Source organism: Psychromonas sp. SR45-3, assembly GCF_014163575.1.
Classification (GTDB): Bacteria; Pseudomonadota; Gammaproteobacteria; order Enterobacterales; family Psychromonadaceae; genus Psychromonas; species Psychromonas arctica.
In genome coordinates, this window is sequence record NZ_JACJDP010000034.1 from 13,463 (window position 1) to 26,032 (window position 12,570).

At 38.0% G+C, this 12,570-nt stretch carries 15 protein-coding genes; 8 read left to right on the forward strand and 7 right to left on the reverse strand.

The window, feature by feature from the left end; genetic code table 11:
* From ureC to H5084_RS15175, 5 genes are read left to right on the forward strand one after another with little or no spacing between them, the layout of a single operon-like run.
* Window positions 1-1,704, forward strand: coding sequence for an urease subunit alpha (gene ureC / locus H5084_RS15155; protein WP_182691252.1), 1,704 nt, complete (start codon window positions 1-3; stop codon window positions 1,702-1,704).
* A 14-nt stretch (window positions 1,705-1,718) separates the two neighbouring features.
* Window positions 1,719-2,213 carry an urease accessory protein UreE gene (gene ureE / locus H5084_RS15160; RefSeq protein ID WP_182691255.1) on the forward strand — a complete coding sequence of 165 codons (495 nt, stop codon included), beginning with the start codon at window positions 1,719-1,721 and terminating at the stop codon, window positions 2,211-2,213.
* On the forward strand, window positions 2,170-2,898 hold the full coding sequence (locus H5084_RS15165; RefSeq protein WP_259396840.1) for an urease accessory protein UreF: 729 nt from the start codon (window positions 2,170-2,172) through the stop codon (window positions 2,896-2,898). Before ureE ends, H5084_RS15165 begins: the two co-directional genes overlap by 44 nt.
* Before the next feature lie 56 nt (window positions 2,899-2,954).
* Complete coding sequence (gene ureG / locus H5084_RS15170) at window positions 2,955-3,566, forward strand: urease accessory protein UreG (protein ID WP_182691257.1); 612 nt, start codon at window positions 2,955-2,957, stop codon at window positions 3,564-3,566.
* Window positions 3,567-3,603: 37 nt separating this feature from the next.
* Window positions 3,604-3,798: a hypothetical protein gene (locus tag H5084_RS15175; protein WP_182691260.1), complete on the forward strand. Its 195-nt coding sequence runs from the start codon at window positions 3,604-3,606 to the stop codon at window positions 3,796-3,798.
* Window positions 3,799-3,927: 129 nt separating this feature from the next.
* Here H5084_RS15175 and H5084_RS15180 read toward each other — a convergent pair whose 3' ends face one another.
* Window positions 3,928-4,329 carry a DUF2007 domain-containing protein gene (locus H5084_RS15180; RefSeq protein ID WP_182691262.1) on the reverse strand — a complete coding sequence of 134 codons (402 nt, stop codon included), beginning with the start codon at window positions 4,327-4,329 and terminating at the stop codon, window positions 3,928-3,930.
* A gap of 80 nt (window positions 4,330-4,409) precedes the next feature.
* Complete coding sequence (locus H5084_RS15185; protein WP_028868303.1) at window positions 4,410-4,778, reverse strand: PH domain-containing protein; 369 nt, start codon at window positions 4,776-4,778, stop codon at window positions 4,410-4,412.
* Between the two features lie 323 nt (window positions 4,779-5,101).
* Here H5084_RS15185 and H5084_RS15190 point away from each other — a divergent pair, with 323 nt between their 5' ends.
* Window positions 5,102-5,308, forward strand: a complete 207-nt coding sequence (locus H5084_RS15190; RefSeq protein ID WP_025566132.1) for a cold-shock protein — start codon at window positions 5,102-5,104, stop codon at window positions 5,306-5,308.
* A gap of 1,157 nt (window positions 5,309-6,465) precedes the next feature.
* Here H5084_RS15190 and H5084_RS15195 read toward each other — a convergent pair.
* Both H5084_RS15195 and H5084_RS15200 read right to left on the reverse strand, forming a co-directional pair.
* A complete protein-coding gene (locus H5084_RS15195; RefSeq protein ID WP_182691264.1) occupies window positions 6,466-7,257 on the reverse strand; it encodes an ABC transporter permease in 792 nt (263 codons plus the stop codon).
* A 320-nt stretch (window positions 7,258-7,577) separates the two neighbouring features.
* A complete protein-coding gene (locus H5084_RS15200) occupies window positions 7,578-8,018 on the reverse strand; it encodes a dCMP deaminase family protein (protein ID WP_028868301.1) in 441 nt (146 codons plus the stop codon).
* Between the two features lie 234 nt (window positions 8,019-8,252).
* Here H5084_RS15200 and H5084_RS15205 point away from each other — a divergent pair, with 234 nt between their 5' ends.
* Window positions 8,253-9,197 carry a YeiH family protein gene (locus H5084_RS15205; protein ID WP_182691266.1) on the forward strand — a complete coding sequence of 315 codons (945 nt, stop codon included), beginning with the start codon at window positions 8,253-8,255 and terminating at the stop codon, window positions 9,195-9,197.
* A 541-nt stretch (window positions 9,198-9,738) separates the two neighbouring features.
* On the opposite strand, the gene H5084_RS15210 is transcribed toward H5084_RS15205, so the two are convergent.
* Entirely contained in the window at window positions 9,739-9,897 is a 159-nt protein-coding gene (locus H5084_RS15210; RefSeq protein WP_156916092.1) for a hypothetical protein, read from the reverse strand.
* Window positions 9,898-10,103: 206 nt separating this feature from the next.
* Here H5084_RS15210 and H5084_RS15215 point away from each other — a divergent pair, with 206 nt between their 5' ends.
* Window positions 10,104-10,397: a Fis family transcriptional regulator gene (locus tag H5084_RS15215; RefSeq protein ID WP_182691267.1), complete on the forward strand. Its 294-nt coding sequence runs from the start codon at window positions 10,104-10,106 to the stop codon at window positions 10,395-10,397.
* A 100-nt stretch (window positions 10,398-10,497) separates the two neighbouring features.
* Here the strand turns inward: H5084_RS15215 and H5084_RS15220 are convergent, their stop codons facing one another.
* Together H5084_RS15220 and H5084_RS15225 are read right to left on the reverse strand one after the other, a co-directional pair.
* Window positions 10,498-11,445 carry an ABC transporter permease gene (locus H5084_RS15220; RefSeq protein ID WP_182691269.1) on the reverse strand — a complete coding sequence of 316 codons (948 nt, stop codon included), beginning with the start codon at window positions 11,443-11,445 and terminating at the stop codon, window positions 10,498-10,500.
* Between the two features lies 1 nt (window position 11,446).
* The gene (locus H5084_RS15225; RefSeq protein WP_028868298.1) at window positions 11,447-12,424 is read right to left on the reverse strand and encodes an ABC transporter permease; all 978 of its coding nucleotides are present in this window, start codon (window positions 12,422-12,424) and stop codon (window positions 11,447-11,449) included.
* Window positions 12,425-12,570 lie beyond the last annotated feature (146 nt).

Below are 12,570 nucleotides of genomic sequence, written 5' to 3' on the forward strand. Positions count from 1 at the left end.
ATGGCTAGCATTGATAAACATTCTTACGCACATATGTTTGGGCCAACAGTGGGCGATCGCGTTCGTTTAGCTGATACCGACTTATGGATCGAAGTAGAAAAAGATTTCACGGAATATGGTGAAGAGGTCACTTTTGGTGGCGGCAAAGTTATTCGTGATGGTATGGGGCAAAGCCAAGCGGCTTGTGCTGAGACGGTTGATCTTGTGATCACTAATGCATTGATCCTAGATCATTGGGGTATTGTAAAAGCCGATGTCGGTATTAAAGATGGCCGTATTGCCATTATCGGTAAAGCCGGTAACCCAGACATTCAAGACAATATTGATATCGAAATCGGTGCGGGCACAGAAGTGATTGCAGGCGAAGGCCAAATATTGACTGCTGGTGGCATAGACGCACATATTCATTTTATTTGCCCACAGCAAATCGAAGAAGCACAAATGTCAGGTGTGACCACTATGATTGGCGGTGGTACTGGTCCAGCGACCGGCACTAAAGCTACTACCTGTACACCGGGTCCTTGGAATATCCATAAAATGTTGCAAGCTACTAACGACTTTGCAATGAACTTTGGCTTTCTAGGCAAGGGGAACGTGAGTTTACCAAAAGCGATTGAAGAGCAGATTGAAGCGGGTGTATGTGGTTTAAAACTGCATGAAGATTGGGGTACAACACCAGCTGCTATCGATAACTGTTTGTCAGTGGCTGAGCGCTATGATGTACAAGTTGCGATCCATACTGATACGTTAAACGAATCAGGATTTTTAGAAGATACGCTAGGTGCCTTCAAAGGTCGTACTATTCATACTTACCACACTGAAGGTGCTGGTGGCGGTCATTCACCGGATATTATCCGTGCTTGTGGTGAGCCCAATGTATTGCCTTCATCAACTAACCCAACGCGCCCGTATACAATTAATACCATTGATGAGCATTTAGATATGTTGATGGTATGTCATCACCTAAACCCTTCAATTCCTGAAGATGTTGCCTTTGCTGATTCGCGTATTCGTAAAGAAAGTATCGCTGCTGAAGACATCATGCATGACTTAGGTGCGATCAGTATGATTTCGTCTGACTCCCAAGCGATGGGACGTGTTGGTGAAATGATCACGCGGACTTGGCAAACAGCCCATAAGATGAAACAACAACGTGGCCCGTTAACGCCTGATACAGAGCGTAATGATAATTTCCGTGCTAAGCGTTACATTGCTAAATACACAATCAACCCAGCAATCAGTCATGGTATTAGCCATGAAGTAGGGTCGATTGAAATAGGAAAAATGGCGGATTTAGTGTTATGGAAACCAGCATTCTTCGGTATTAAACCGTCGATGATTTTAAAATCAGGCTTTATTGCCGCTGCACCAATGGGCGATGCTAATGCATCAATCCCAACGCCACAGCCTGTTTATTATCGTCCTATGTTCGGTTCATTTGGTAGCGCAGCAGCACAAACGTCAATGACCTTTTTATCGCAAGCAGCAATTGATAAAAATGTACCTGAAATAGCAGGGATGACGCGTTTAGTTGGAGTGTGTAAAAACACCCGTAATATTGGTAAAAAAGACATGATCCACAATGACTGGATGCCAAATATCGAAGTGGACTCTCAAACCTATGAAGTGCGTGCAAACGGTGAGTTATTGACCTGTGAGCCAGCTACTGAACTACCGTTAGCACAACGTTATTGTTTGTTTTAAGTTAGGAAAAAACAATGTTACAAGTATTTGAAAGGTTGGATCATACGCATGATGAAATTAATGATTCGATTACATTGGATCATGACACGCGTAAAAAATCACGCATTAAAGGGGTCACTGACAAAGGTGTGGATATTGGCATTTTTGTTGAGCGTGGGCATCCTTTGCTAGTCGGTGAAATATTAAAAACAGAATGTGGTTTATTGATTGAAGTAAAAGGGCAAGCGGAAGACGTTTCAACTGCGCTTGGCACAGATTGGTTAACCTTCAGTAAAGTCTGCTATCACTTAGGAAATCGCCATACGACGTTACAAGTCGGTGAGTTATGGGTGCGTTTTAAACCGGATCATGTATTAGAAGAGCTTGCTGAAAACTATGGTTTAACAATCGATAAAACGCCGGCGGTATTTGCACCAGAAAATGGCGCTTATGGTAAACGTAGTGGGCATGCACATAGCCACTCTCATGAACATTCAGACTCGCATTCAGATCATCACCATGAACATTAATATGGCGAGTCCAGTTAAGCTTAATCGATTATTGCAATTATGTAGTGCCAATCTACCGGTTGGCGGCTTTTCATTTTCGCAAGGGCTAGAGTACGCAACAGAAATGGGCTGGGTAAATAATCAAAAAAGCACCTTTGAATGGATTGAATTAAACCTTAATGAATCCATTGCACGTACTGATTTAGCCTTATTAAAACGATTGTATCTCGCCTTAGAAAATAATGATTTTGAAAGCTTTAAAGAGCATAACCAACATTTAATTGCTTGTCGTGAGAGTAGCGAATTACGTCTTGCTGATGTCGCAATGGGTAAAGCGTTAATTCGTTTATTAAAGCAATTAGATACAGTAGATAGCGAACCTTATAGGGAATTATTCAAGCAGGCTCAAAGCAGTTTTGTCAGTGTATTTGCGATTGCTGCTTATCTTTTCCAGTTAGATTTAATCTCAGCGCAAAGTGGTTATTGTTGGACTTACCTTGATAACCAAGTCGCCGCTGCCACTAAATTAGTGCCATTAGGCCAAACTCAAGCACAAAACTTACTGTTTGAACTAAGCGATAAAGTGGCAGGGGCGATCAATATTGCCAATCATATTGAAGATGATGACATCGGTGCAAGCTTACCGCGATTAGCGATGGCAAGTGCTTGGCATGAAACGCAATACACTCGTTTGTTCAGATCTTAAAAAGCAGATTCGTTTTAAGTACAGACAAATTATTTTAGAAATATGAGAGAAAGATAATGAGAAAAAAACAATTATTACGTATCGGTGTGGGTGGTCCAGTTGGTTCAGGTAAAACCGCTTTATTAAGTCAATTGTGTTTAGCACTGCGCGACAAATATGAAATGGCTGTGGTCACGAACGATATCTACACACATGAAGATGCACAATTTTTAACACGTAATGATGCGTTAACGGCTGATCGTATTATTGGTGTTGAAACGGGTGGTTGTCCGCATACGGCTATTCGTGAGGATGCATCAATGAACCTAGCGGCCATTGATGAGTTGCATGAACGCCATCCCGATTTAGATTTTGTATTAGTGGAGAGTGGAGGGGATAACTTAAGTGCAACATTCAGCCCTGAATTATCAGACTTAACATTATACGTTATCGATGTCTCAGCTGGCGATAAAATCCCACGTAAGGGTGGCCCTGGTATTACTAAGTCTGATTTGCTAATCATTAATAAGATTGATGTGGCTGATTTAGTGGGCGCATCATTAGAAGTGATGGATAGAGATGCAAAGAAGATGCGCGGTGATAAACCATTTATCTTCAGTAATATGAAAACCAAACAAGGTTTGGCTGAGATTATTGAATTTATTGAAACGCAAGGTATGCTTAAATAAGCATTATTTACGTATTATTATTTTGAAAGGGATTACTATGAAATTTTTTACTTTAATTTTTAGTTTAGTTTTTACTTTGTTACTAAGCACACAAGCATCTGCTCACACTGATCATGCCTTAGGCGAAGGTTCATTACATTTGCTTTACCATGCCATTTTTTGGGGACTATTTGCTGTTGTTGCAGTAAAAGGTGTGCTTTATTTTAAAAATAAGAAAAAGTCTAAGCAATAAAAAATTGTTTAATTAGTCTTTTATTGACGAGGCAATGTAGTCATTCTTGATATTGCCTCATTTATTTTCCAGTGAGTCATTTTTTATTGTTCATTTTATGGGCTGTTAGTATTGGCTCGTCTGCGTTTATTACATTTCTTTAAACCAACCACAGTCTTTGCATTTTCTACCGTGTTGATAAAAAAATAGCGGGAATCCTAATAATATAAATACAATAAAAGCGGGCTTTTTGCCTTTGGTATAATTGATTAAGTCAAGGCCGTTACATTTAGGGCAGTGTTCTGGCGTTGCTTCAAACACTGAATCAACATCCGCTGAAAAGTTTAATGCCAAGATAGCTTTTGCTTCAATTTCAAATTCCTCTGGCACGTATAACCTAACTCCACCTATTGCATCTGAATAAAGCCACTGCATATTAACCGTGTGCTCATCAGCTATATGCGCAGGAATACCTTCACTTTCTAAACTCGCTTTAGCGATATGTGCATCCAAAGGAAATGAATATTTTGATACAACAATAAACTTGCTCATAAATCTCCATCAATATCATTTGTAATGATCTCGCTAGCTTCGTTTAAAGTAGGAGATAAGCCTACTGATAGCAATGCTTTTTAGAGTAAATGTTGAGAAATGATTTTTGAAATCTCTAACATTGAAGATTGACCAGTAAACTCAAATCTAACCTTCCCGACAGCTGAAAAATAGATTTCCAACTCTGAATCAAGATCAAAGGTACCTGACGTTTCAATAGAGTAAGCAACAATATTTTTATACGGAAGTGACGTGAAGTCTTTTTTGCTTCCCGTAATGCCTTGAACATTAACAGCAATGATTCTTTTATCTGTAAACACAACACCGTCACGCATGGTCTTATATGAATCAATAATCTGTTCATCATCAAGCAGTAAGTCTTTCACTTTATCTGCAAAATCAGTGTTCTGTTTAAGCTTGAAAAAACCTTTATTATTAAAATCTATCATCGAATATCCCTTAATTTCATTTGAGTAATTCATTATGTAACATTTCTTGCTGCTATATATCGCTTAATTTTTTCAATGAAAATGTGTAACGGCAATGTGAGTATAAAAACGGATAATATCTGCACTTTAATCGTAATCAATTGTTGACTTATCTGGGGAGATCTATACTATTCAACTCAGCAGAAATAAAGCCTATTGTTTACATTCTCCATTACGTTGTTTTATTAATAATACCTCGTCTGAAGTCTTTAAGTTCCAGTCTAATTTTTACGCTATTCAAGCCTATTGAAGGCAATTTTTATTAAATTTTACAGGATATTATTATGTCTAAAGTTCAAGGTACAGTTAAGTGGTTCAACGAGTCTAAAGGTTTTGGTTTCATCGAGCAAGCATCTGGTCCAGACGTATTTGCACACTTCAGTGCAATTGCAAGCGAAGGTTTCAAAACTTTAGCTGAAGGCCAAAAAGTAGAATTCACTGTAAGCCAAGGTCCTAAAGGCCCGCAAGCAGAAAATATCGTAGCTCTATAAGCTGTGATATATTAGTGCTTTAACGCACTAATTATTCTAAAGAGAATGGTAAATCTGAAAAGATTTGCCATTTTTTTTGCTTTAAGAAAAATGAAAAATAGCTGCACCCTTGATTCCGTTAGGCATTTTACAATGGGATCAACTAATTGACGCAATTTCTACCTTCAATTTACTCATTTTTCCTGCGTAATATTTACACATATACTTAATGACGTTGGGATAATTATACCAATCTAGATAGATAAATGGTTTATTTGGGCGTTAGGTAAAATGGATGATAGCAAGGCGTTGATTGCAGTAACGGCATATTCTCATTACACAAAATAGTATGGAATAATTTTGAACAGTTTTAGCTGGCCCAAGGTGGTGAAAAGCAGGGATTTCTGAATCAAATCAACAACGAAGCTAGGATTCATTTTAACAAGCATAAATGACTAGATAATTACTTAGATTGGTATTAATACGACGTAAATCGTTAGAGATCATGCTGAGGTGTTTGGATATTTAGGAAGTTAATCGTGCCGCTTATAAAGCAGCACATTTAATCTCGTCCCTTATGGAGGCACGAGTTTTATAACATATTGAAGCGTAAGAAGTGTTACTGAGAAAAGCGATAAGGTTAGAGGCACCTTATTCAATTGCTAATTTTAAAAAAATCTATTCTATTCAGTGCTGATATTATCTATTCAGACTGATTGCTTAACCGAGCGGGGCTAATCTGCTCTTGTTAATAGTGCGACAGTATTTTCTAGTTATCTTTTGTTGTTTCTTTTTGTTCAATAATTTGTTGTTCGTCTTTGTTCTGTTGGAACCAAAATCTTTTTCTGCCTGTAGAGCGAGCCATATATTTCCTTATGAAATTTAATTGTTTTTCCGCTGAGATAATTTATATTTTTATCAAATGACGTATTAGTAAAAACATCTTAAGCGAGTATTAGTAACGCAAAATTGCGTAAAACTGGGATCGGAATTATTCAATGATTTGAGAAGCTAAAGGTAATTCTAAGGACAACGATAACGATGTAACTGAGGATAACTTGGACTTTATATGACATTAATAACTCTGATTTTCCAGAGCGAACTGAATACTAACTAATAAAAAGCATAAAAGAAAGTATTATTTGCATTTATTTTAGACTTTAGTCAGTTATAAGTTACTAATCCGCCTTAAATTTTATTTTAATAAGGCCATTTTTAGCTAAGGCATACTTTAAGCTCATTAATAACGTAATACTTAATGACACTGTGAGCATGACAAAAATAGCGATTAAGATAAGTAACTGATATTTGATGGCCACCATCGGTGCAACACCGCCTAAGATTTGTCCTGTCATCATGCCAGGTAAGGTCACAATACCAGTGGTCGCAATGGAGGCTAGAATAGGAGCCTGCGCTTTTTTCATGGCATGTTGTAAAAAAGGAAAGGCCGCTTGATAAGCACTAGCCCCTAAAGCGATAGCTGCTTCATATTCATCTTGGCGCTGTTTGAATGCATCAAAGAGTGTTTGTAAGGCGACAATATTCCCACTTAAACTATTGCCTAATAACATGCCAGCTAAAGGGATCATGTATTGCGCGCTGTAGACGGGTGTCGGTTGAATGACGAGCAATGACATGATTGACAATAAAGGTAATAAAGCACAGCTGAGTGCGAATGCATTGGCTAATAATAATTTACGGCTGGATAAATCACTTTTATTAATGACACTGTAACTGCCCATCGTGATCATTATTATCACCCAGGCAATATTTAACCAGACACTATCCAATACGAAGATATATTCGAGATATAAACCCAGCAGGAATAACTGCACTAGCATACGCAATAATGAAATAACGGTGCTTTTATTGATCCCTAGCTTGAAGTGAGCGTTAATCGTTAGCGGGATCAATAGCAGTGATGCAAATAATCCGAGTTGTAACCAGCTAATATCAATACTTGCTTGCATATCGCTTGATGAACTCCTGCTTGTTGGTCTGCTGATAGGGTTTAAATTTATGACCACTTTAGTGATTAAAATAGTGTGTTACTTTTATGAAAACACGCTCTGTAAAAATAACCGTTAAAAAAACATGCTGTGCTCATGAGCTAATTTATTGGATAAGCTCGGTGTTTAACCGCTGTTAGTCATAAAGCTGCCAATACAGCTATCTATTCAGTTATCAATACAGTCATCAATATCAAGCATAAAGACTAAACATGAAGGCTACGATTAATCTCTGGCTTGAAAATATTGATAAAAGTTGTCGTCATATAATACAGTTTGAGTTATTGCTCATCTACCGCTAGCCAATCAACGGCTACGCCTGATTGGTTAAACATTTCTTCACTGAGTCTAATTTTATCACCCCAGCGAGATAGGAAATCTTCACTTTGCGCAGGGCAATGGACTGCCTTAATGCCAGTTTGGATTATCTTTGCTGCGCAGTTTGGACAAGGGAAGTGAGTCACCCATATTTCACAGCCTTTTAAATCACGTTTTGCATAGAGTATTGCATTCTCTTCTGCGTGTAAGGTTTTGAGTAATTTAATCTCTCGATTATCGGTACCTGCACTATCAGAAATCCCCTGCGGGTAACCATTAAAACCCAATGAAACAATGCGATTATGCTCGGTAATAACGGCACCTACCTGTGTTGAGGGATCCTTACTCCATGATGCAACGAGCTCTGCCATTTGGATGAATCGTACTGCCCATTTAGAAATCATATTTATTGTAATCCTTTATCATGTTGTTTATCTATTGTGCTGAACAGTCGCTCACGACACAAGCTTTAGTGTTTAACTATTAACAGATAATTAACACTTTATTTTGTACTATGGCAATAAATTAGTAATCAAAATTTACTGCGTTAAATTTAATTTAACCCATGATTAAATACTTTAGAATATGCTTAATGCGAAGCCTTGTATATGATGTTTTTAATCATTCGAGGATAAGCAATGACAATCACTCTTTCTAAAATACAATCTAATAAGCACCTGATTTTATTTCTTGTATTAGGTGTGCTGTGTTTGTCGCCTGTTATCTCTTCTCCGATTGCTTTAGTACTCGGCTTTACACTGGCTACGCTAGGCCTAGTACCTACCCAAATTGATATTGCTAAGCTGACTAAAAAATTATTAGCTCTTTCCATCATAGGGCTGGGATTTGGTATTAATGTTGATCAAGCGATTCAGGCGAGTGCTGGTAATCTAGGCTTAATTGTAGGTTCCATTTTTAGTACATTATTGATTGGTATGCTGCTAACTAAAGTATTTAAGATTGATCCTAAAACAGGTCATTTAGTGGCTTCTGGTACAGCTATTTGCGGTGGTAGTGCTATTGCCGCAGTTGCTCCAGCTATTCAAGCGAATAATGAACAAACCTCTCATGCCTTAGCTACTGTATTTATTTTAAATAGTATTGCGTTATTTGTTTTCCCGCTAGTCGGGCATGCTTTAGGGATGAGCCAATATAATTTTGGTTTATGGAGTGCGATTGCCATTCACGATACATCATCAGTTGTAGGTGCTGCTTCTGCCTATGGTGATGAAGCATTACAAATTGCAACCACGGTTAAATTAGCGCGGGCGTTGTGGATCATTCCTGTCGCTTTTATCAGTGCCTTTATCTTCAAAGGTGATAGTAAAAAAATCACTGTCCCGATGTTTATTATTTATTACTGTATTGCGATTGCAGTTGCACATTTTTTACCGCAGTTTGATGCGTTATATCAGCATGTGTTTTTTGTTAGTAAGCGTTTATTAGTGTTGTGTTTATTTTTAATTGGCTGTGGCATTACACTACGCACCATTAAAAATGCAGGTTATAAACCTATGTTATTGGGCGTTTTATTATGGGTAACCATTGCGACAGTAGTACTGGCTTATATTGAAATAGCTTAGGTCTAGGGTTAGTTATCACTCTCCTCGTTACCTTTATGCTTGCGCCAACTATCACTGACACCGTGAAATATTATTAATCGGTGTAACCAGGGAATTAACAGATAAACGTAATGCAGCAAGCGCTGCACTCTTTTTAATGCGATTGATGGGGCATAAATAGGAGTAGATAGTAGATAGTAGAAAGTAGGAAATATGCTAAGGACGTTGTTAATAATAATAAATTAGATCTGTTTGTTATTCTCTTCGTGTTTTTGTCATTAATGTTTGTCATTAATGTTTGTCATTAATGACATTAAGCAATCGCTATCAAATACCAGTCTCCACCTCGCAAGTTTTACCCTACTTGAATATCATTATCGACTTGCCTTTTTAATTAGCGTTATTATTTGATGTATTGCTAAAATCGCTTTTTCAACGCATAGAATAGGTTTGATTTATTTTTTTATTACCTTGTGGAAGCTTTTAGAGGCGTTCACATTGTGCCACTGCGGTAAAAATAAAGTCAGTAATTTATTCACCAGTAAACACTGTTTCAGCTCATTTATTGATGAGGTGGTTTATCGTTTTTTTGCGTACTCACAAAATAGAATAATAGTGAAAAAGCTAGTAATGAAAACGCCGCAGCAATAATGCCATGGCTTAGAATAGCAATGATGATCGCTATGAACACGAGAGTGATCAAGAATTGTGTTTTAAGCATAAGCCCTTCTATTAGTAGTTGTTGTTTAATGTTGCTATCGTATGCTGTTGCTATCGTATACTGCTGAATAGGGCCTATTATCAACAGGCTTAAACAAAAGCGATAATACAAAATTGTTCTAACTAATATCATTCCGGTTTAGTCAGCCATCCTGACGAGTATTCTGTAGAGGATGAAAAATTTATAAATGTTAAAAGAGAAGCTGTATGAGAAAGACAGATAAAAAAATTGATAAGAACTTACGAGCAGCATTAACAGAAGTCTGTGAAATAGCATTGGATACAGTGCAAGGCTATCAATGGATAACACATAGCGTGAAATACGACGCATTTCCGGCTTCTTTACAAATAAGTTGTGGTTTTGTCTCGGTACAAGCTATTGAGCAGTTACAGCTTGCTCAGCAAGATATTTTGCTGAAGAAATTGATTGTGAAACATTTAATGGTAGTGGGGATAAATTTAAAGGACGTTAATAAACAGGTAAAGTTTGTGGTTGCTTGATGATGGGGGAGTTGGCTGTTGGAAGGTTTGTTAAAGCAAAGCATTAACTCAGCGTATTTTTCCACGCTGAGTTAATGTAATTCAGTGCTGAGTTAATCAATTAACCTTTGTATATTTTGGGATTAAATACATCACGTAACCAGTCCCCTAATAAGTTAATCACTAAGACCAAACTGATTAATACAATGCCAGGGAAGATAGTTATCCACCATGCTCCAGAGAATATGTATTTAAAACCAATACTGATCAGGGCGCCTAATGAAGGTTGGTCAACGGGTAAACCAAGGCCTAAAAATGATAAAGCTGCTTCTGACATAATTGCATTGGCAACTTGTACTGTTGAAATCACTAAGATCGGCGATAAACAGTTTGGTAGAATATGACGGAACATGATCCGCATCGATCTAAAACCCATCACTTGTGCGGCTTCTACATACTCTTTTTTCTTTTCTGCTAATACAGAGGCGCGAATAGTACGTGCGTATTGAGGCCATTCTGCAACGCCAATAATCACCACTAACATAATCACTGCATAATCAGCAAAAAACTCTGCACCAAAACTAGCTTTAAAAATCGCAGTGATAATGATCGCAACCATCATCGTTGAAAATGATAATTGTACATCGGCAAAACGCATTAAAAAGCTGTCTATACGGCCACCAAAATATCCCGCCGACAAACCTATCACTATGCCCAATACTAATTGCACTGCGACGGCCAAAAAGCCAATCGTTAATGACAACCTTGAACCATATAAAATGGTGGATAAAATATCGCGCCCTTGGTCATCTGTCCCAAGCAAGAAGCGAGACTCGCCGCCTTCTAACCATGAAGGGGGAAGCTCAGAATCCATTAAGTCGATGGACATTAAGTCATAGGGATTAGTGGGTGAAATAACCGGTGCAAATAGTGCAGCAAGAAAAAAGGTTAAGAATAAAACAAAACTAAACATGGCCACTTTATCGCGTTTAAAGTGGTAAAGAAAGTCAGAATCCTTTAGTTTCTGCCAGCGTGATGGAGCAGTATTTTGTTGAGTAACACTATTCATTTTATGCTCCTTTTCCAGTGATATTAACGGTTGGATTGACTACGCCGTATAACAAATCAACGATAGTATTAGTGACCACAAAAATAAGCCCTACAAAGATTACATAGGCCGTTATGAGTGGTGTATCAACACGATTGATCGCTTCTAGAAATAAGAAGCCAGTACCAGGCCATTGGAAAACAGTTTCCGTTAAAATGGTATAAGCAACCATCGTCCCGATTTGAACACCGCCGACGGTAAGTACTGGTAGCATGGTGTTTTTCAGGGCATGTTGATAATAAATTTTATTCATTGCTAAGCCTTTAGCCGTCGCAAATTTTACATATTCAGAGCTTAATGCTTCCAGCATCTCTGAACGTACCAAGCGAATAAACAAAGGCAGCATAATAGAGGCGAGAGAGATACAAGGTAAGACCAAATGCAATAACCCATCTTTGGTTAAATAGCCTGTTTCCCAACCGAGTACCGAGATGGTTTCGCCACGGCCATAGGAGGGTAACCACTGCAGTTCAATAGCAAAAATGTACATTAAGATGATAGCGGTTAAAAATACCGGTATCGAGATCCCGATACTACTAAAGGCCATGATTATCTTTGTCCATAAGCTTTTAGGATGAATCGCGGAATAAACGCCAAGGGGAATGGAGACCGCTATTATGATCAGCGTTGCACCCAATACTAACTCCATTGTCGCTTGTAATTTATCTAAAATAACGTCTACGGCAGGGCGCTTAAAGAAATAAGAGTTACCTAAGTCTCCTTGCACTGCGCTAGTAATAAAACGAGTGTACTTGACAACATAAGAGTCATTTAATCCAAGTTCATCACGTAAAACTTGTCGTTCTGCTTCTGATACGGATTGGCCTACCATTTCTCGAAGTGGATCGCCTAGGTTATCTTGGATTGCAAATGCGACTAGGCTGATCACAAACATTACGATTAATGCTTGGAAAAGTCGCTGGACCAAAAAGGTAAACATCAGTTGTTTCCTATAAAATGATTAACGACCCAAAGGCTGGGTCGTTTTGTTGTGGTGTTAAAAAATTAAAGTTGTTTATTTGTACCTATTGGGTAGCAAACTAAAATAGGCTCTTTTCATACAACAAGAGCCTGTAATTAAGCAGG